We start from the raw sequence: 19,409 nt of genomic DNA, 5'->3' as shown, positions 1-19,409 counted from the left end.
CGGTTGGCCTGATGGTGGCCGCGACATGAAAGGTTGGACAATGGCCAAAATATCCAAGGCTCCCAGCGACGGCGTCTTCGCAGTCCTCCCACTGCGCGACATCGTGGTGTTCCCGCACATGATCGTTCCGCTCTTTGTCGGGCGCGAAAAGTCGATCAAGGCGCTGGAAGAGGTGATGGGTCAGGAGAAGCAGATCCTGCTTGCCACCCAGATGAATGCCGCCGATGACGATCCCGAGCCCGATGCCATCTTCGACATCGGCACCCTCGCCAATGTGCTGCAATTGCTGAAGCTGCCCGACGGCACCGTCAAGGTTCTGGTCGAGGGCGCTTCGCGCGCGAAAATCGTTTCCTTCACCGACCGTCCCGACTTCCACGAAGCCCGCGCCACGGCGTTGGTCGAGCCGGAAGAGGAAGAGGTCGAGGTCGAGGCGCTCGCCCGTTCGGTCGTCACCGACTTCGAGAACTACGTCAAGCTGAACAAGAAGATCTCGCCCGAAGTGGTGGGTGCCGCCAGCCAGATCGACGACTATTCCAAGCTCGCCGATACGGTTGCCTCGCATCTCGCCATCAAGATTCCTGAAAAGCAGGAAATGCTGGCCACGCTCTCGGTCAAGGAGCGGCTGGAAAAGGCGATGGGCTTCATGGAAGCCGAAATCTCCGTCCTGCAGGTGGAGAAGCGCATCCGCTCGCGCGTCAAGCGCCAGATGGAGAAGACGCAGCGCGAATACTACCTCAACGAGCAGATGAAGGCGATCCAGAAGGAGCTCGGCGAAGGCGAGGACGGCCGCGACGAGGCGGCCGAGATCGAGGCGCGCATCAAGAAGACCAAGCTCTCCAAGGAGGCCCGCGAAAAGGCGGAAGCCGAACTGAAGAAGCTGCGGACGATGTCGCCGATGTCGGCGGAATCGACCGTCGTGCGCAACTATCTCGATTGGCTGCTGTCGATCCCGTGGGGCAAGAACTCCAAGGTCAAGCAGGACCTGGCCTACGCCCAGAACGTGCTCGACACCGATCACTTCGGCCTCGACAAGGTCAAGGACCGCATCGTCGAGTATCTGGCCGTGCAGAGCCGTCAGAAGAAGCTGAAGGGGCCGATCCTGTGCCTCGTCGGCCCTCCCGGCGTCGGCAAGACCTCGCTCGGCAAGTCGATCGCCAAGGCGACCGGTCGCGAATTCATCCGCATGGCGCTGGGCGGCGTGCGTGACGAGGCCGAGATCCGTGGCCATCGGCGCACCTATATCGGCTCGATGCCCGGCAAGGTCATCCAGTCGATGAAGAAGGCGAAGAAGTCCAATCCGCTCTTCCTGCTCGACGAGATCGACAAGATGGGCCAGGACTTCCGTGGCGATCCGTCATCGGCGCTGCTCGAGGTGCTCGACCCCGAACAGAACTCGACGTTCATGGACCATTACCTCGAGGTCGAATATGACCTGTCGAGCGTGATGTTCGTGACGACGGCGAACACGCTGAACATCCCTGCGCCCTTGATGGACCGCATGGAGATCATCCGTATCGCCGGCTACACCGAGGACGAGAAGATCGAAATCGCCAAGCGGCACCTGATGCCGAAGGTGATCCGCGATCACGCGCTGCAGCCGAAGGAGTTCTCCGTCGGCGAGGATGCGATCCGCGCCATTATCCAGACCTACACCCGTGAAGCGGGCGTCCGGAGTCTGGAGCGCGAGCTGATGAAGCTCGGGCGTAAGGCGGTGACCGAGATCCTGAAGACGAAGAAGAAGACGGTGAGCATCACGGCGGCGAACCTCGCCGATTACCTCGGTGTTCAGCGCTTTCGCTTCGGCCAGGTCGAGGCTGACGATCAGGTCGGTGTCGTCACCGGTCTTGCGTGGACGGAAGTGGGCGGCGAGCTGCTGACGGTCGAAGGCGTCATGATGCCCGGCAAGGGCCGCATGACGGTGACCGGCAATCTGCGCGACGTGATGAAGGAATCGATTTCGGCGGCGGCCTCCTATGTCCGCTCGCGCGCCATCGATTTCGGTATCGAACCGCCGCTGTTCGACAAGCGCGACATCCACGTCCACTTGCCGGAAGGCGCCACGCCGAAGGACGGCCCGTCTGCGGGTGCTGCCATGGCGACAGCCATTGTGTCGGTGCTGACGGGTATTCCGGTCCGCGCTGATGTGGCGATGACTGGTGAGATAACGCTTCGCGGCCGCATCTTGCCGATCGGCGGCCTTAAGGAAAAGCTGCTTGCCGCATTGCGCGGCGGCATCAAGAAGGTGCTGATCCCGGAAGACAACGCCAAGGATCTGGCGGAGATTCCGGACAATGTGAAGAACGGCATGGAAATCATCCCGGTCTCGCGTGTCGGCGAGGTGTTGCGGCACGCGCTGGTGCGTATGCCGGAGCCGATCGAATGGGTCGAACCGGTCAATCCGCCGGCCACGACCGACAGCGTCGACGACGCTGGAAAGTCGCTTGCGCATTAGAGCGCCGCGCGTCCAATTGGACGCGCAAAGGACGCTCTAACACTTGGGACTAATGCATGGTCCTTTCCGAAAACCGACATCGGTTTTCGGGGCCATGCATTAACATTTGCTAAAGTTGCACTGCACAAACGGAAAGCCGGGCCTCGCGCCCGGCTTTTTCATGTGAAGAACCCACCATTTCCGGGCTTTTTCCGCTTTTTTCCCGCCTTTTCGACTTGGTTGCGGGAACGCTTCTTTCTAAAGTCCGTTTCCTGCCGGATGAGTCGTTAGTTCCGGTGTTCTCATGGAAGGGAATTTTTATGAACAAGAACGAACTGGTGTCCGCTGTCGCCGACGCCGCGAGCATTTCGAAGGGTGACGCGCAGTCGGCGGTCGATGCGGTATTTTCCGTCATCACCGGCGAACTGAAGAAGGGCGGCGATGTCCGGCTTGTCGGCTTTGGCAATTTCACCGTGTCAAAGCGTGCGGCCTCGACCGGCCGCAACCCGCAGACCGGTGCCGAAGTGCAGATCCCGGCACGCACCGTGCCGAAGTTTTCGGCCGGCAAGGGCCTCAAGGACGCAGTCAACTAAACGCGTTTTTCTTTTTCAGAGACAGAAAAGCCGGGCTCGCCCGGCTTTTCATTTTTTGTGCCTAACTCCGACGCGTGGGGTTATGCGGTCGGCGCATCCGTGCGCAGCAAGCCTTCCTTCTTGAGGTCGGCCCAAAGGGCCGCCGGCAGATCTGCGTCGAGCAGTGACCGGTTGCTTTCGACCTCCGCCGGCCGCTGGCCGCCAGGGATCACCGACACCACCGAAGGATGCTGCAGCGGGAACTGCAACGCAGCCTCGATCAGGCGCACGCTGTGGCGCGTGCAGACCGCCTCGATGCGTGCCACCCGCTCGAGCACGTCCTGCGGCGCCTCGGAATAATTGTAGTAGGCGCCAGGCTTCGGCCCCGTCGCCAGGATGCCGGAATTGTAGGGGCCGCCCAGCACGATGCCGATGCCGCGCTTCTGGCAAAGCGGCAGGAAGGAAGTCAGCGCTTCCTGTTCCAGCAGCGTGTAGCGCCCGGCAAGCAGGAACAGGTCGAAATCGCCGCGCTCGGCCAGCGTCTGGGCAACCTGCCATTCGTTGATGCCGCCGCCGAACGCCTTGATGACGCCCTGGTCGCGCAGCGACAGCAGCCCGTAATAGCCCGAGCGCATGAATTCTTCGATGCGCTGGTCGGACGCCTCCTTGCTGCCATGGGTGAAGATGTCGACATCGTGCACGAACAGGATGTCAATCCGGTCGACGCCAAGCCGCTCGAGCGAGGCTTCGAAAGAGCGCATGACGCCGTCATAGCTGTAGTCGTAGACTTCCCTGCGCGACGGCGTGTCGAAGAACTTGCCGATGCCCGTGCGCTGCTCCGGAGGGCAGGCGCGCATGAGACGGCCGACCTTGCTCGACAGCACATGGTCGTCGCGCTTCTTGCCGCGCAGGAACGGGTTGAGCCGTGTTTCCGACAGGCCGAGCCCATAGAGCGGCGCGGTGTCGTAGTAGCGGCAGCCGGTCGCCCAGGCGGCATCGAGCGTGGCATTGGCATCCTCGTCGGAGACGGCGCGGTAGAGATTGCCGAGCGGCGCCGTGCCGAAGCCGAGCTCGGTAAAGGTGATGCCGCCATTGCCAATGCGGTCGAAATGCCGTGTCTTCATGTCCTGGTGTGTCCTGGCTTGATTTGTCTGACATGACACTATCATGCCTGTGATCAGGCAAAAGCGCTGCGCAGTGTTGGACACGCATTTTCGCGGTTGCTAGCATGAACGAAATCAAGCTGTTCGTGGACATTCGAGGGCAGGTTTGCGGTGAGCGACAAGAACGAAAACCTGTTTGGAACCGCGCTCGACGAACTCGGCGCCGTGCTGGCGCGCGTAGATGAGAGCCGCATCGATGCCGCCTGCAAGCTGTTGGCCGAAGCCAAACAGATCGTCGTCTATGGCTGCGGTCGCGAGGCCTTGCAGGTCAAGGGTTTCGCCATGCGGCTCTATCATCTCGGCCTGCCGGTTTCGGTGGTCGGCGACATGACCACGCCGCCGCTGGGCCCAGGCGACGTCTTCCTCGCCAGTTCTGGACCGGGAGAAACCTCGACGGTGCTGACCTTGATGCAGGTCGCGCACGATGCCGGCGCGACCAATATGCTTTTGACCGCTCAGGCCGAAGGCAGCGCAGCGAAGCGGGCTGACTTCACGCTGCTCATCCCGGCGCAGACCATGGCCAATGACCTGGGGCCGCAAAAGACTTCGGTGCTGCCGATGGGCTCGGTGTTCGAAGGCGCGCTGTTCCTGCTGTTAGAGGTGATGGTGCTGAAGCTCAAATCGCTGACCGGTGCGTCGCCCGAAGCCATGCGCGCCCGCCACACCAACATGGAATAGACCATGCGCTATGAGCTGATGCTGCCGCACCAGATCCGCAAGGCGATCGCGCAGAATTGGCCGGTCGCGCTGCCGCTCGGCGTGCTCGAATACCATGGCGAGCACATGGCCGTCGGCATGGACACGCTGGCCGTCATCAAGACGCTGGAGCTGTTCGAGAAGGAGAGGGATATCGTCATCCTGCCGCCCTTCTACTACGGCGCGGCGAGCTACGCGGTGGCGGCGCCTGAAGGCACAGGCTCGGTGCAGGTCGGCGGCAATCAGCTGGCGCCGTTCGGCGAGGCGCTGTTCTACAGCCTGCTGCGCATCGGCTTCCGCAACATCCACGCCATCATCCATCACCAGACGGAAAATTTCGCCGCCGGCATGCCCACCGATCTCGCCTTCAAGACCGCCGGCAGGCAGGCGATCTTCCGCTTCCTCGAGAAGCAGCGCGGCGAGGGTTGGTGGGGCTCCGAGACGATGGCCGACTATTATGCCGGACATGCCGCGGGGGAGAATTTCTTCAACTGGGTGCAGGTGCATCCGCTGATGCCGGCCGCCATGACCGGCAAATACCCATTCGACCATGCCGGCATCGGCGAGACATCGCTGATGCTGGCGCTATGTCCGGAGGCGGTCGATGCCGCCCGCTTCGCCGACAATACGGGCTGGTACACAGCTGATGCCAAGGACGCATCGGCGGAACTCGGCCAAAAGGGCGTCGCCATGATCATGGATCACCTGCGGGCGATCCTGAAGGCCTAACCCCGGCTTTTCAACCGCTCCGCCCGATAGTCGGCGATCGACTTGTCCGGATCGCTCTTGGTGGCCACGGCCCAGATGAAGGTGCCGGCGCCGGCTATCGCCAGAATGACGTAGAGGGCTATGCCAAGCGCCAGGTGATTGGCGTAAAAGCCCACCAGGGCCATGAGCAGGCCGCCGCAGACCATCGCCAGCACAAAGCCGGCGATGACGGCTCGACCTTGCCAGGCGATAGGCATGACGCCCTTGCCATAGCGGTCGTAGCCTTTGTAGCCCACGCGGGTGTTGCGCGCGAACCAGTATTGGCTCGTCACTTCACGGCTCCCGCCGTCATGCCCATGATCAGATAGCGTTCCAGCGCGATGCCGATGACCGCCAGCGGCGCTATGGCCGCGGTGGCAAGCGCTGCCATCGACCACCAGTTGATGCCTTGCGAGCCGGTCTGGCTCGCCACCATGACGGGAATGGTCTTGGCATCGGTCGAGGTCAAAAGGGCGGCGAAGAAATACTCGTTCCAGCACAGCACCATGGCCAGGATGAAGGCGGCAACCATGCCCGGCAGCGCGATCGGCATGACGATGCGGAAAAAGGCGCCCCAGATCGACAGGCCATCGACGAGGGCTGCTTCCTCAAGCTCGACCGGGATGGAATTGAACTGGTCGCGCATGATCCAGATGACGATCGGCAGCACCATCAGCGTGTAGAGCAGGATCAGCCCGATGCGCGTGTCGAGCAGCCCAACCTCCCGGTAGAGCACCAGGAAGGGCAGTGCCAGCACCACCGGCGGCAGGATCAGCTGCGACAGGAAGAAGAACGAGATGTCCTCGTTCTTGAACCAGGCGAACTTGTAGCGGTAGCGCGTGAGGCCGTAGGCGGCAAGGCTGCCGATGACGATGGCAAGGCTCGACGCGCCGACCGAGGTGATGACCGAATTCATGAAGCGCTTGAAGAACTCATCGCGCACCGTGGACGTCTGGAAGATCGAATCCGGCGACAGGCCGAGCGAACGCCAGCCCTTCCAGTCCGGCTGGAAGTCGACGAAGGGGATCAGGTGGCCTTGCGTCACATCGACCGCCGATTTGAACGAGGTCGTTAGTGTCCAGTAGATCGGGAACAGGCAGATGAAGGCCCAGAACACCAGCGCGCCATAGATGAAGACACGGCTGGTGATGAAGCTCGCCGGCGAGCGGATTTCGGAAACGGTGTACTCGGTGGTTTGAACGCTCATGATTCCACCGCTCAGTTGACGTTGCGCACGAAGCGGTTGGCGAATTTCAGCAGCCAGGTCACGAACACGACGATGATGACCAGATAGGCCATCGCCAGCATGGTGCCGTAACCGACATTCGAGCGGTCGCGATATTCGCGGTAGATGAAACTGGAGACGGAATCGGTGGCGCCGCCGGGCCCGCCCGAGGTCACGGTGATGATGATGTCGGCCAGCTTCAGCTTGAAGATGATGCGCAGGATGACCGCCGTCACCGACACCGGCAGCATCAGCGGGAAAGTGACCTGCCAGAAGGTTTGCCACGCATTGGCGCCGTCGACCCGCGCCGCTTCGAGGATTTCGCGTGACATCGCCTGCAAGCCGGCGAGCAGCATGATCATCATGAACGGGATGAAGGTCCAGGCATCCAGCACCATGATCGAGATGCGGGCGATGATCGGATCCGAGAAGAAGGCCGGGTTTTCCCAGCCGAGATGACGCGCCAGTGTCGCCGCCGGGCCGAAGCGATATTCCATCAGCGACTTGCCGACCATCCACGACACCGCCACCGGCGACAGCATCAGCGGCATCAGGAAGACGACGCGGAAGAACTTTCGCGCCCGGATCTGCGCGTTGAGCAACAGCGCCAGGCCGAAGGCGATGACATATTCGACCAGCACGGCGAGCACGTAGAGCACCATGTTGAACAGCGCATTGCGATAGTAGGGATCGGCCAGCATCTGCCAGAAATTGTCGAGCCCGTTGAACCTGCGGCCGCTGAAGGAACTTAGGTTCCAGTCGGTCAGCGCGATGTAGAAGCCGAACAGCGTCGGAAAGATCACCATGGCGATGGTAAACAGCAGCGCCGGCAACAGGAACAGCGCGCGCTGGCCGTCCTCGCCGCGCGTCAGCACCTGGCCGATGCCGATCGCCACGCCCCACAGCACATAGGCGTAGACGACGGGACGCCAAGTCTCGAAGCCGATCGTGTCGACCTCGCTCTTGTAGAGGATCTGAACAAGGATTGTTGCCAGCAGGCCGAGCGTTGCAGCGGCCATCAGCGCCCAGCCGAGCCGTTTGCGGCCTGGCGGGATGAGATCGGATGGGACGGCGTTTGCCGGCCAATCATTGGTGGGCAAAGTCTGGTTAGCCACGCGTCTCGTCCGTTTGCAAAAGGCACTTCGCGACCGGCCACGCCGGTCAGGACGGGGTCCGGCGGCTCTCGCCGCCGGACCCCAGGTTCACGCTACGATCAGGCCAGGCCGAGCGAGGCCTTGTAGAGCTTGACCTGCTTTTCGCGGCCGATCTGGTCGGTGAGCTTTTCCCAGGCCGCGGCGATGGCATCGGCGCCTTCCTGTGCCTTCATCTTGCCGGCGAAGGTGTTGGCCAAAATATCCTCGGCGGCGGAATAGTACTGGAAGATGCCGGGGATGCGTGGCTCGATCGCCGCGTTCGGATGATTGTAGGAATCGCCTTCCGACTTGAGGTAGGAAGTGATGAAGGCCTCGTCGTAGCCGGCCGCCACCCATTCCGGAATATCGAAATGCGAGTTGCGGTAGGGCTGGAAGCCGGACGGATACATCGCCGTCCAGATCGACAGGTCCTTGCCGCCGAGATGGGCAGCGGCGGACCAGGCCGCCTTCTTCTTCTTCTCGTCGGCGTCGACGCGGGCCATGACATAGACGCCCCAGCCGAGATAGGCGCAGTTCGGCGAATAGTTCGGCCCGCTGGCGAGCTTCTCCCAGGCGCCTGTCTTGGAATTGTAGACATCGTCCGAACCCGGGAGGATCGAGAAGCCGGTGACGTCGCCGATGACCGAGGAATCGTTGGTCTTGACGTTGGAGCCGATGTCGCCCCACCAGGGGATCATCGAACCGGTGCCGGCCAGGAACTGTTGGAAGCCGGTGGTGTTCGGATCGGCGTTGATCTGGTCCGCCGGTTCGGAGGGCAGCGCGTCGATCACGTCCTGGATGGCGCGCACCCAGGCCGGATTGTTGATGCGCGGCTTCATCGTATCGGCGTCGAACAGCCATGCCTTGTCATCGGGATGCTTGGCATAGGCGGTGGCGCGGCTGCCGAGGAAGTAGAAGCCGAACCCGCCCCATGGCTTGGGCGCATCGAGATAGCCATAGACGTCCTGGCCCTTGAACTTCTTGCCCTTGAGGAACTTGGTGACGGCCTGCACCTGCTGCCAGGTCTTCGGCACGCCCCATTCGCCCGCCCCGCCCCCGTCCTTCCACTGCTTGGCGAGGTCGGCATCGGCGAACACGTCGGTGCGGTAGTTGAAATTGTGCGTGTCGCCGTCGATGGTCACGCGATACTGCTTGCCATCCCAGGTGCCGACCGGCGGCTTCAGATAATTGACCAGGTCGTCGAAATCGATCTGCTTCTTGACCCAGTCGGGCATCTCTGACGTCAGGCCCTTGCCGCAGACATCGCCTTCGAACGGCGCGCCCATCTCGATGATGTCGAAGTCGACGGTGCCGGTGGCGATCGACTGCTGCAGGCGGGCGTTGTAGTCGGCCTGCGCCAGGTCGATCCAGCTGATCTTGGCGCCGGTATAGGCCTCCCACGGCTTCAGGAAGCCGCGGAACAGCACGTTGTGCAGGTTCTGGTTGTTGAGACCCATGAAGGTCAGCTCGACGCCGGCGAATTCGCCTTCCTTGACGTTGGCCTTGGTTGCTTCAAGGCAAAGCTCTCCGACCTTCTGGAAATCGGCATCGGTTGGTTGACCTTTGCCGACACCGGGGATCTGCAGGATTTTCGTGCGCAGCTCGCTGGCGGCGGAGGCCGGACGCGTGAACGCGCCAAGCCCGGCGCCGGATGCGGCGGCGATAGCGGCCATGCTGGCCGCACCCTTCAATATGTCGCGCCGGGTGGCTCCCGCGCCGACCATTTTCTCGTAAAGACCGACTCTCATCTACCATTCCTCCCAGAACAAAGCCGTGAATTGATACGCCAATATTTCGGACGCCGAGACGTCGGCGGTTCTCCTTGATAGTACGGGGACGTGGGACCCCACCCTGCGTCGCCTGGAGTTCCGCTTTCCGGGTGAAAGGTCCGGCATTCGGATTGGCAACTATCACTATTCGCACAACGGGATGCTGTGTCAACGAGAATGGATTTTTATCTATAAGAGACCGACTTGCCCTTGCCGTTGGCGTTGGCTAGCTTCACCGCAACGAGAGGGAGGACGATGGCTCAAGTCGCAATCAGCAAGGTGGCCAAGGCGTTTGGAACCGTCAAGGTTCTGCATGAGGTCAGCGTCGATATCGCCGACGGACAGTTCGTGGTGCTGGTTGGCCCCTCGGGTTGCGGCAAGTCCACGCTGCTCAGAATGGTGGCCGGGCTGGAGACCGTTTCCGGCGGCACGATCGCCATCGGCGACCGCGTCGTCAATCATCTGCCGCCGGCCAAGCGCGACATCGCCATGGTGTTCCAGAACTACGCGCTCTACCCGCACAAGACGGTGGAGCAGAACATGGCCTTTGCCCTCAAGCTGCGCAAAACCGATCCGGCCGAAGTCGCCGAGCGGGTCAAGCGCGCCGCCGACATCCTCGATCTCAATCCCTATCTGAAGCGCTATCCCCGGCAGCTCTCCGGCGGCCAGCGCCAGCGCGTGGCGATGGGGCGCGCCATCGTGCGCAATCCACAGGTGTTCCTGTTCGACGAGCCACTCAGCAATCTCGACGCCAAGCTGCGCGTGCAGATGCGCACCGAGATCAAGGAACTGCATCAGCGGCTGAAGACCACCACGATCTACGTTACCCACGACCAGATCGAGGCCATGACCATGGCCGACAAGATCGTCGTCATGCGCGATGGCCGCATCGAGCAGGTCGGCGCGCCGCTTGAGCTGTTCGACCGGCCGGCCAATTTGTTTGTCGCCGGCTTCATCGGCTCACCGTCGATGAACCTGCTCAAAGGCATCATGCGCAAGGGCGACAAGCCGGGCGTCGAGATCGCTGGCACGCTGTTCCCGATTGCCCCGAACAGCGCCGCGCAAGACGGGCAGGCCGTCGTTTATGGCGTGCGCCCGGAACATCTGGAGATCCATCCCGACGGTGTGCCGGCGAAGATTTCGGTGGTCGAGCCGACCGGCTCGGAAACGCTGGTGTTCCTGCGCTTCGGTGAGGGCGAGATGGTGGCGCTGTTCCGTGAACGCCACGACTTCAAGCCCGGCGACACGCTGACCCTGAAGCCGAGACTCGACCAGATCCATCTTTTCGACGCCGAGACAGGCAAGCGTCTCTGATCTCAACGTCTCTAATCTCAAACGGGCTTCACGAGGACTATCATGCTCAAAGGCATCAATCCGCTGCTCAATGCCGACGTGCTGCAGGCATTGCGGGCGATGGGCCATGGCGATGACCTGATCATCGCCGACACCAACTTTCCGTCGGATTCGGTGGCGAAGCAGACCGTGCACGGCAAGCTGCTGCGCATCGACGCATCGGCGGCGCAAGTAGTGAAGGCGGTGCTGTCGCTCTATCCGCTGGACACATTCGTCGATGACTCGGCCGCGCGCATGGAAATCGTCGGCAAGCCGGACGAGATCCCGCCGGTGCAGAAGGAAGTGCAAAAGGAAATCGACAAGGCCGAAGGCAAGGCCTGGCCGATGATTTCCGTCGAGCGCTATGCCTTCTATGAGCGCGCCAAGCAGGCCTATTGCGTCATCCAGACCGGCGAACGCCGCTTCTATGGCTGCTTCGCCTTCCGCAAGGGCGTTGTGCCGCCGGATGCGGAGTAGCAGCATGGCCACCGGCAAGCCTGTCGTCATATTGGGCGTCTTTGTCGCCGACACCGCCTATCGCGCCGATCGCCAGCCGCGCATGGGCGAAACGATCCTCGGCAATTCGTTCAAGCTGGGCCCGGGCGGCAAAGGGTCGAACCAGGCCGTTGCCGCCGGCAAGCTCGGTGCCGACACCACCTTCCTGACCCGGCTTGGCGTCGACGCCTTCGCCGACATGGCCAAACGGACCTGGCAGGATGCCGGCGTGAAGAGCGCCGTCATCGACACGCCGGAGAGCTATACCGGCGCTGCCTACATCTTCGTCGAGGAGGGCAGCGGCAACAACGCCATCATCGTCAGCCCTGGCGCCGCCATGCTGATCTCGCCGGCCGACATCGAGGCCAACGGGGATCTGATTCGTGGCGCCGGCGTTTTCGTCACGCAGCTCGAACAGCCGATCGACGCCGCGACGCGGGCGCTGGAGATCGCGCGCGGGGCAGGGGTGACGACCATCCTCAACCCCGCTCCCGCGGCAAAGCTTCCCGACCGCATCTACACGCTGTGCGACTATCTCACGCCAAACGAGACCGAGGCCGAGGAATTGACCGGGCTGAAAGTGTCCTCGGTCGATGAGGCGCGGGCCGCCGCCGGCAAGCTGCTTGAAAAGGGTGTCGGCACGGTCATCGTAACGCTCGGCGACAAGGGCGCGCTACTGCACACGAAGAGCCGCTCCGAACATATCCCAGCCATCAGTGCCGGGCCGGTTGTCGAAACCACGGGTGCAGGGGACGCCTTCAATGGCGGCTTCGCCGCAGCGCTGTCGCGAGGCGTGGAGCCGCTGGAGGCTGTGCGCTTCGCCTGCGCCGTGGCCGGCATTTCGGTGACGCGTCCCGGCACCGCGCCGTCGATGCCGACGCTGCAGGAGGTCGAGGCACTGCTGGCGAAGGGCTGAGACAATTGAGGCTCGCGGCCCAACCGAGCCATCAGGCTGTTCCAGCGCTAACGCATGTCGCCAAAAGTGACCTCGGTTTGGGAGAACTGCATACATCAAAACAAGGACCCAAAGCGCGTCGCATGAATCCGCTTCAATGCGACGCGCCCTAGATGTCCCGCAGGCGATGGCCTGACCGCTTACTGCTTGATGTAGCAGCGTTTTTCTTGATCAGGCGCAGGATCGCCGAATGTATCGTTGTCGCATTGGACACCATTGCGGAACACGTCCTGCGTGAATCGGCCGCGCGCCCCGTATCTGACCACCTTGCGGCCATCGAAGTCGCAGTATTCGCCTTCGTCGGCACAGGCCGCCCACCTCTCGCGGCGCGGCTCGTCGTAATTGTCATCCGACTGGTCGCGGTCGCGCATGACGATGAAACACGACTTTGGCCTGCCCGGTGCGGGGTCGCCAAAAACGCGATTTGTGCAGGGTACCGCGTTTCGCTCGAAGTAGCGCGAGGTTGTGCGGCCCCGGGCGCCGTAGACCACCTCGGCGGGATACGGCAGACGACAGATGCCGCCCTCGCGCGCGCACGGCTGCAGCCGGTCGGCCGACGCGGTCGCTGGGAAAAGGGCGGTGGCGACCGTCGTTACGGCACCCAGGTAAACGAGCGTGAATATCGTGCGTATAGGAATGTTTGGTGCGATTGACACTATAAGTCCTCCATACCGTTTCGGCAGCATACCGGTGCAGCTCCGCTACCTGCGAAATGAATCGAGCGCTTTGTGGGCAAATCCGCAAGCGAAATTCGCAAGATCAAACGCGGCTCAACCCAGGCTGAGTCGGTTCAGGAGCTGCTTTTCAGCCTATTGGAGTGGCGTCCCGTTTGCCACACCGTCACGCATGCATGGCGGTTTTTTTGAAGACGGCTGTGAAGACAGTCGGCCCCTTACGGTCGGCACGGAATGATCACCGGCCGCCAGGATACAAGCCGCCGACAAGGCGCAAAGGCCGCGCCTCGACACTTCATTTCTGAAAGTGGACTTTGACAATTCATGTCGACATTTCCCTTGTGCCAAGGGTTTGAAACCCTTGAGAGAAATGGCGCGAGTGACGGGGCTCGAACCCGCGACCTCCGGCGTGACAGGCCGGCACTCTAACCAACTGAGCTACACCCGCGCATTGACGAGCACGTGTCAGCCGTGTTCGTCGTTGGGGCGCTGGATAAGGGGTTCGCCACCGGGTGTCAAGCGCACCAAACCATCATAACAGCAAACTGGAGAAGGTTTTTTGACAGCCGGCGTTTTGTTGACAAATCCGGCCTGCGAACATGGCGTCGCCTGTTCATTTGGCCTTGCGAAGCCGGTCCCGACCGCTTAAAGGTCCGCGCCGGAGCGGGCGATTAGCTCAGTTGGTAGAGCGCTTCGTTTACACCGAAGATGTCGGCGGTTCGAGCCCGTCATCGCCCACCATTCCAATCACCCCACCACTCCACATTGTCCATGAGCGCCACGTCAGTGGCGAATGTCGCGCGCGGTTGGCTGTCTATCGGCGGCCGCATCGCAAACGCGCCTCAGATCGGCATGGATGTTTTTGGTGTTCAACAGCTCGGCTGCTTCCGGGTAACCCTCGGCCAGCAACGCGGCAACAATCTCGCCTGGAGAGGTGTGGACGCCACCTTCCGCTAAAGCATGAGCCCGCTGGTAGATATGGCTTGTTCTGATTTCGTCGACCATTCGCAAACCCCTCGGTTGACTAGAACTGATAGACAACCCTTGAGGTGCGGATGTGTTCCATGCAACTTACGAGGGAATACTTGCCGGCGTCGATGTAAAGATCACGGCGGTACCATCCGGAAATCCTTACCCTCGGGCAGCAATTGTCCGCCGTCGACAACAATCGTCGTGCCGGTGATGTAGCTGGCGTCGTCGGAGGCGAGGAACAGGAAGGCATTGGCGACGTCGCGCGGGCTGCCGAGCCGGCCGAGCGGGATGGAATCCTCCATGTTCTTGATATAGGCGGCACCGCGATGCAGCTGGATGGCTTCGGTCAGGATATTGCCGGGCTCGACGCCGTTGACGGTGATGCCGTAACCGGAGAATTCGAGAGCGGCCGAACGGATGAAGCCGTTGATGCCTGCCTTGGTCGCCGAATAATGGCCGTGGCCCGGACTGGTGACATGCGGACCGGTGATCGATGAGGTGAACAGCATGCGTCCGTAGCGCTGCGCCTTCATCGGCACCAGTGCGGAGCGGGTGGCATTGAAAGTGCCGCGCAGATTGACGGCCATGACGCGGTCCCAGTCGTCGGTGCTGGTATTCTCGATCAACTGCCAGGGATAGATGCCGGCATTCTGCACGATGATGTCGAGCCGGCCGTGATGCTTCAGCGTCAATGCCACCGCGGCCTCGGCGTCGCGCATTTGCGAGATGTCGGTGCCGATGAAAGGAGCGCCAAGCTCATCCGCGGTCGCTTGTCCGGCCTCGACATCGGTGTCGGCGAGCACCAGCCTTGCACCTTCTTCGGCGAAGCGCAGTGCGGTGCCTTTGCCGATGCCGCTTGCGCTGCCGATGATCAGCGCGACCTTGTCGTTCAGTCGGGTCATGTGAGCCGTCCTGTCATGCGAGTCTTTGGCGAATGGTTTGCTTGAAAGCGTCGAGCAGCACGGCGGCCAGCACCAGCAGGCCATGGATGACCTGGGTGAAATTGGCCGGCAGCCCCATCAGATTGATCGCCGTGTTGATGGCGGAGAGGAGAAGCACGCCGGCATAGACGCCGGGCAGCGTGCCGACGCCGCCCTTCAGGCTGACGCCGCCGATCACCACCGCAGCGAAAGCGTTGAACAGCAGGCCGACGCCGAGATTGGCGGTGGCGCCCGAGGTGCGGATCGCCAGCAGCCAGCCGGCAAGGCCGGCAATGGCGCCGGCCAGCACGAAAGCGATGATGAGGTTGCGGTTCACCCGGATGCCGGCGCGGAAGGTCGCCGTTTCGTTGCCGCCGATCATCACCAGGTGCCGGCCAAACGGCGTCTTGGCCATGATCAGCGAGAAGACCACGAAACAGGCGATGGCGATCCAGGCGGTGAGCGGCAGGCCGATCAGCCGCTGGATGCCGAACCAGCGGATGGCGGGTGCCAGATCCTGCGCCGAGCGGCCGCCTGAAATGACCAGGACAAGACCGCGTACCCAGATGTAGGAGGCCAGCGTGATGATGAAGGCGCTCATCTTCACCTTGACCACCAGATAGCCGTTGAAGGCGCCGATCAGGCCGCCGACGGCCAGCGCCAACAGCAGCGACACCGGAACCATCAGCCATTCCGGATGCAACTGGACGCCAAGGCCGATGCCCGACGAGCAGAACAGGATACCGACCGCCATGGCGCTGAGCGCCGCCACCGATTCGACCGACAGGTCCATATGGCCGGCGATGATGACCAGCGCCAAGCCGATCGACATGACGCCGAGCACGCTCGAGGCCTCGATGATGTTGGCGAAGATGCCGAGCTGGAAATAGTTCGGGATGAAGATGGAGAAGACCACCAGCACGAACAGCAGCATGAACCAGACGAGGTTGTCGAGGACGAACTCCAGGGCATGGCGGGTGCGAGGGTTCATGGGCTGATCCGGCTGGCGCATGTCTCCGAAAATCAGTTCGATTTTCGCAACGATGCGCGGATTGGAATTGCGGAGGATCGGCTCCGGGCCGTGAGGGCCCGGAGCGTGCAGGCGAGGTGCCTATTCGACCGACTTGACGGTGTCCGTCGGCGGCTTCTGGTTGCCCCAGAAGGCCGGGTTGTCGACATTTTCCTTGGTGATGGCCGCACCCGGGATCTTGATGTTCGGGCCCCAGGCTTCCTTGGTCACGGTCGATTTCAGGCCAAGCACGTCATATTCGCCGGGCTTGATCTCCTGCTTCTTGACCACCTTGTCCATGAACATGGCGACGGCCGCGGCTTGCGCGTAGAGCGGCTGCTCGACTTCGACGTTGAGCCAGCCCTTGCGGATGAGGTCAAGGCCGACCGGAGCGCCGTTCGAGCTCATCAGCATCACATCGCCGGGCTTCTTGCCGGCAGCCTCGAGCGAGGCGACGGCGGCGACCGAGAGATGAGCGGCATGGCTGAAGATCAGGTCGATGTCGGGGTTGGCCAGCATCTGGTCGGCAACGATGGTGCCGGCGTTGCTGGCTTCCCATTGCATGGCCGGAAGCGAGATGATCTTGACGTCCGGAAACGCCTTCATCTTCTCCTCGAACCCCTTCTGGATGTCGAGCGTGTAGGGATCGCCGGGGTCACCCAGCACCTGCAGCACCTTGCCCTTCACCGAGCCGTTCTTGGCTTTCAGCAGCTTTTCGGCCTGGTCGGCGGCGACATAGCCGATTTCGACCGTGCCGGCGACCGAGGTGAAGTCGGACGGCGTGGAGGTGATCTGGCGGTCGAATTCGACCACCGGAATGCCGGCAGCACGCGCCGCCTCGATGGACGGCTTCAGCGCGTTGAAATCGACGGCGGCCAGGATGATCGCCGCCGGTTTGAGGGCGATGACGTCGTTCATCTGCGATTGCTGGGCGTCGGTCTTGTTGTCGGCGTTCAGCGTCTTCATCTCATAGCCGGTCTGCTTCAGGAACAGCTCCAGCGCACTCACCGAGCCGGTCTGGAACTCGTCGAGCAGTGTCGGCACCATGTAATAGACGACACCCTTGGACTGGGCGAATGCCGGCGTGAGCGTGGCAAAGGCCAGTGCCAGGATACCGAAGACAGCAAGAAGTATTCGCTTCATGTCATTGGCTCCCTGTTAAGCCGGACCCCTCTTTTGTCCCTCAGCCCGCCGGTCCGGCACCGGCAAGCGTCTCTCCGGTGATCATGTTGATCACCGCATCGGGACTTGTTTTGTTGCGTGCGACATCGCCGGCCACGACGCCTTGCCGGATCACCACGATCCGGTCGGCGACCTGAAAGGCCTGCTGCATGATGTGGGTGATGATGACGACGCCGATGCCCTGGCTCGCCACCTGGCGGATCATGTCGAGGCCGCGCCGCGTCTGCTCGACGCCAAGGGCGGCGAACGGCTCGTCGAGCAGCACCAGCTTGCCGCCCCAATGCACGAACCTATTGAGCTCAATGGCTTGCCGCTGGCCGCCCGAGAGGTGCTCGACATTGGTGCGCAGCGACGGAATGCGGGTGCCGGCGCTGGCCAGCGCCTTCTCGACGACGGCCTCCATGGCGCGCTCGTCAAGCACGGGAATGCCGAGAACCTTCCTGGTGATCTCGCGGCCCATGAAGAAATTCGCCACCACGTCGACATTGGTGCAGAGCGACAGGTCCTGGTAGACAGTTTCGATGCCCGCCGCCTTGGCCTCGGCAGGCGATCGGGCGAGAAACTCCTTGCCCTCGAACAGCATGCGGCCCGAGGTCGGCTCCAGTCCGCCTGATATGATCTTGACCAGTGTCGATTTGCCGGCGCCGTTGTCGCCGAGCAACGCCACCACTTCGCCCTTGCCGATCGAGAAGCTGATTCCCTTCAGCGCTTCGATGGCGCCATAGTTCTTGGTGACGTTGTCGAGCACCAGCAGCGGTTCGCTCATGCCGCAATCTCCTTGGCTGTCAGAAGATCGCGGCCGCGTTCACGTTCGGGGGCGAACATCTGACCGAAGCGCGGCGACAGCACTCCCGAAACCGCAAGTGCGGCGGCGCCGCGCAGCACGGAATGCTGCCCTCCGCGCGCGACCATGACCCGGGGCGTCGTGCGGTCCTTGCGCGCCGAGACGGAGTTGTGCAGGCCGTCACCCGAAGCGGCCAGCCGTTCGAGCAGATCGGTGGACGCCAGCCCGCCGAGGATGACCGTTTCAGGATCGAACAGGTTCTCGATGATGGCGATGGCATTGTGAAAGATCGGCGCGACTTCCGCGACCCAATCGGCCTCTGTGCCGTTCCAGCGCCGGAGCGCCTCGAGCGAAAGGTACCTTTCGAGGCAACCGCTGTTGCCGCAGGGGCAAGGCTGGCCGCCGGGAACGACGGGGATGTGCCCGACCTCGCCGGCATTGCCCCAGGCGCCACGCTGCACGCTGCCGTCATGAACCATGGCGCCGCCGAGGCCGACGCCGAAATAGAGGTAGTAATATTCGGAGAATTGCGCGCCGAGGCCGTAGAGCCGTTCGCCCATGGCCGCGGCCGCCATGTCGGTCTCGAAGAAGGCCGGCAGTCCCGTCGAGGCCGCCAGCCGATCGCGCAGCGCCACATCCTTCCAGCCGGTCATGGTGGTCGGGCCGACGAAACTCATGGATTCGACACCGAACGGTCCGGGCAGGGCCAGGCCAACCCCGAGGACCCGCCCGCCGGCCCGCAATCCGGTCAATTCGGACACCATGGCCCCGATCAGCTCGAAGGCGTGGTCGGGCGTCGCGTTCGGGGCCTCGCGGTAAGTGCTCTCGATCACGTCGCCGCTCAGATTGATCAGGGCGGCATTGATGCCGAGCGGGGTGATGTGGATGCCGACGGCATAGCCCCCCTCGGGATTGATCCGCAGCGTCGCCGGCGGCAGGCCGCGCCCCTTCGGTTCCTCGCGCACGGAGAGGATGTAGCCCTGCTCCACCAACTCGCGAACGATGGTCGATACGGTCTGGACGGTGAGGCCGACGCGGCTGGCGATCTCGCCGCGGGCGATCGGCCCATGCAGGCGAATGGATTCAAGCACGATGCGCCGGTTGTACGGCCGCCCGAATTCCTGATTGGTCCCTCGCAATGCCATGCCTTGCGCCCCCGATTGACATCAGGTTCGCATCAAAGATTTATTTAGTCAAATGGAATTCAAAAATAAATCAGAACGTGTTCCAATCCGGGAGAGCCGCAAGCCGCATCCGGGCCTAGGCCCTGTTCACGTCCCGCCTTTGGCCGATTGCGCCATGGCGAAACCGCTTCAATGGTGAGCAAGCATCGCAACCGTTGAACAGAGC

19 protein-coding genes and 2 tRNA genes are annotated in these 19,409 nt (G+C 62.4%); 8 read left to right on the top strand and 13 right to left on the bottom strand.

The genetic code is table 11. The annotated features are described in order from the left end of the window. Nucleotides 1-40 precede the first annotated feature (40 nt). Both lon and AC56QX_RS26020 read left to right on the top strand, forming a co-directional pair. Entirely contained in the window at nucleotides 41-2,452 is a 2,412-nt protein-coding gene (lon, locus tag AC56QX_RS26025; RefSeq protein ID WP_497111348.1) for an endopeptidase La, read from the top strand. A 299-nt stretch (nucleotides 2,453-2,751) separates the two neighbouring features. After that, the gene (locus AC56QX_RS26020) at nucleotides 2,752-3,024 is read left to right on the top strand and encodes an HU family DNA-binding protein (RefSeq protein ID WP_023798342.1); all 273 of its coding nucleotides are present in this window, start codon (nucleotides 2,752-2,754) and stop codon (nucleotides 3,022-3,024) included. Nucleotides 3,025-3,104: 80 nt separating this feature from the next. Here AC56QX_RS26020 and AC56QX_RS26015 read toward each other — a convergent pair whose 3' ends face one another. Next, nucleotides 3,105-4,127: an aldo/keto reductase gene (locus tag AC56QX_RS26015; RefSeq protein WP_497111347.1), complete on the bottom strand. Its 1,023-nt coding sequence runs from the start codon at nucleotides 4,125-4,127 to the stop codon at nucleotides 3,105-3,107. A gap of 150 nt (nucleotides 4,128-4,277) precedes the next feature. On the opposite strand from AC56QX_RS26015, the gene AC56QX_RS26010 reads away from it, so the two are divergent. Next, complete coding sequence (locus AC56QX_RS26010; RefSeq protein WP_497111346.1) at nucleotides 4,278-4,844, top strand: SIS domain-containing protein; 567 nt, start codon at nucleotides 4,278-4,280, stop codon at nucleotides 4,842-4,844. 3 nt (nucleotides 4,845-4,847) lie between these two features. Beyond that, entirely contained in the window at nucleotides 4,848-5,591 is a 744-nt protein-coding gene (locus AC56QX_RS26005; protein ID WP_497111345.1) for a creatininase family protein, read from the top strand. Here AC56QX_RS26005 and AC56QX_RS26000 read toward each other — a convergent pair. The 4 genes from AC56QX_RS26000 to AC56QX_RS25985 form a co-directional block, all read right to left on the bottom strand. Further along, the gene (locus AC56QX_RS26000; protein ID WP_497111344.1) at nucleotides 5,588-5,902 is read right to left on the bottom strand and encodes a hypothetical protein; all 315 of its coding nucleotides are present in this window, start codon (nucleotides 5,900-5,902) and stop codon (nucleotides 5,588-5,590) included. The genes AC56QX_RS26005 and AC56QX_RS26000 overlap by 4 nt on opposite strands. Beyond that, nucleotides 5,899-6,816, bottom strand: a complete 918-nt coding sequence (locus AC56QX_RS25995) for a carbohydrate ABC transporter permease (protein ID WP_027042383.1) — start codon at nucleotides 6,814-6,816, stop codon at nucleotides 5,899-5,901. The genes AC56QX_RS26000 and AC56QX_RS25995 overlap by 4 nt, the downstream gene beginning before the upstream one ends. Nucleotides 6,817-6,827: 11 nt before the next feature. Beyond that, nucleotides 6,828-7,949 (bottom strand): carbohydrate ABC transporter permease, encoded by a 1,122-nt coding sequence (locus AC56QX_RS25990; RefSeq protein ID WP_477437705.1) that lies wholly within the window; start codon nucleotides 7,947-7,949, stop codon nucleotides 6,828-6,830. A gap of 98 nt (nucleotides 7,950-8,047) precedes the next feature. Then, entirely contained in the window at nucleotides 8,048-9,715 is a 1,668-nt protein-coding gene (locus AC56QX_RS25985) for an ABC transporter substrate-binding protein (RefSeq protein ID WP_027042385.1), read from the bottom strand. Nucleotides 9,716-9,991: 276 nt separating this feature from the next. On the opposite strand from AC56QX_RS25985, the gene AC56QX_RS25980 reads away from it, so the two are divergent. The 3 genes from AC56QX_RS25980 to rbsK are packed head-to-tail and all read left to right on the top strand — an operon-like array spanning nucleotide 9,992 to nucleotide 12,479. Next, nucleotides 9,992-11,050, top strand: a complete 1,059-nt coding sequence (locus tag AC56QX_RS25980) for an ABC transporter ATP-binding protein (RefSeq protein ID WP_497111343.1) — start codon at nucleotides 9,992-9,994, stop codon at nucleotides 11,048-11,050. 42 nt (nucleotides 11,051-11,092) lie between these two features. Next, nucleotides 11,093-11,545: an RbsD/FucU family protein gene (locus AC56QX_RS25975; RefSeq protein WP_497111342.1), complete on the top strand. Its 453-nt coding sequence runs from the start codon at nucleotides 11,093-11,095 to the stop codon at nucleotides 11,543-11,545. Between the two features lie 4 nt (nucleotides 11,546-11,549). After that, complete coding sequence (rbsK, locus tag AC56QX_RS25970; RefSeq protein WP_497111340.1) at nucleotides 11,550-12,479, top strand: ribokinase; 930 nt, start codon at nucleotides 11,550-11,552, stop codon at nucleotides 12,477-12,479. A gap of 179 nt (nucleotides 12,480-12,658) precedes the next feature. Here rbsK and AC56QX_RS25965 read toward each other — a convergent pair whose 3' ends face one another. Next, entirely contained in the window at nucleotides 12,659-13,174 is a 516-nt protein-coding gene (locus AC56QX_RS25965; protein ID WP_497111338.1) for a hypothetical protein, read from the bottom strand. A 389-nt stretch (nucleotides 13,175-13,563) separates the two neighbouring features. Beyond that, nucleotides 13,564-13,640, bottom strand: a tRNA-Asp gene (locus tag AC56QX_RS25960). A gap of 217 nt (nucleotides 13,641-13,857) precedes the next feature. On the opposite strand from AC56QX_RS25960, the gene AC56QX_RS25955 reads away from it, so the two are divergent. Continuing rightward, nucleotides 13,858-13,933: transfer RNA gene (locus tag AC56QX_RS25955), tRNA-Val, on the top strand. 42 nt (nucleotides 13,934-13,975) lie between these two features. Here AC56QX_RS25955 and AC56QX_RS25950 read toward each other — a convergent pair. From AC56QX_RS25950 to AC56QX_RS25925, 6 genes are all read right to left on the bottom strand, one after another. Then, nucleotides 13,976-14,197: a hypothetical protein gene (locus AC56QX_RS25950; RefSeq protein WP_497111336.1), complete on the bottom strand. Its 222-nt coding sequence runs from the start codon at nucleotides 14,195-14,197 to the stop codon at nucleotides 13,976-13,978. A 101-nt stretch (nucleotides 14,198-14,298) separates the two neighbouring features. Continuing rightward, on the bottom strand, nucleotides 14,299-15,066 hold the full coding sequence (locus tag AC56QX_RS25945; protein ID WP_497111335.1) for an SDR family NAD(P)-dependent oxidoreductase: 768 nt from the start codon (nucleotides 15,064-15,066) through the stop codon (nucleotides 14,299-14,301). Between the two features lie 13 nt (nucleotides 15,067-15,079). Then, nucleotides 15,080-16,075 (bottom strand): ABC transporter permease, encoded by a 996-nt coding sequence (locus tag AC56QX_RS25940; protein WP_497111333.1) that lies wholly within the window; start codon nucleotides 16,073-16,075, stop codon nucleotides 15,080-15,082. Between the two features lie 120 nt (nucleotides 16,076-16,195). Beyond that, nucleotides 16,196-17,236 carry a sugar ABC transporter substrate-binding protein gene (locus AC56QX_RS25935; RefSeq protein ID WP_027057230.1) on the bottom strand — a complete coding sequence of 347 codons (1,041 nt, stop codon included), beginning with the start codon at nucleotides 17,234-17,236 and terminating at the stop codon, nucleotides 16,196-16,198. A 40-nt stretch (nucleotides 17,237-17,276) separates the two neighbouring features. Continuing rightward, nucleotides 17,277-18,041, bottom strand: a complete 765-nt coding sequence (locus AC56QX_RS25930) for an ATP-binding cassette domain-containing protein (protein WP_464610833.1) — start codon at nucleotides 18,039-18,041, stop codon at nucleotides 17,277-17,279. Continuing rightward, on the bottom strand, nucleotides 18,038-19,204 hold the full coding sequence (locus AC56QX_RS25925; protein ID WP_497111332.1) for an ROK family transcriptional regulator: 1,167 nt from the start codon (nucleotides 19,202-19,204) through the stop codon (nucleotides 18,038-18,040). Before AC56QX_RS25925 ends, AC56QX_RS25930 begins: the two co-directional genes overlap by 4 nt. Nucleotides 19,205-19,409: the final 205 nt, after the last annotated feature.

The organism is Mesorhizobium sp. RCAM 06353 (assembly GCF_059683585.1).
The sequence above is the reverse complement of the archived record's forward strand: the minus strand, read 5'-3'. Positions and strand labels throughout refer to the sequence as shown.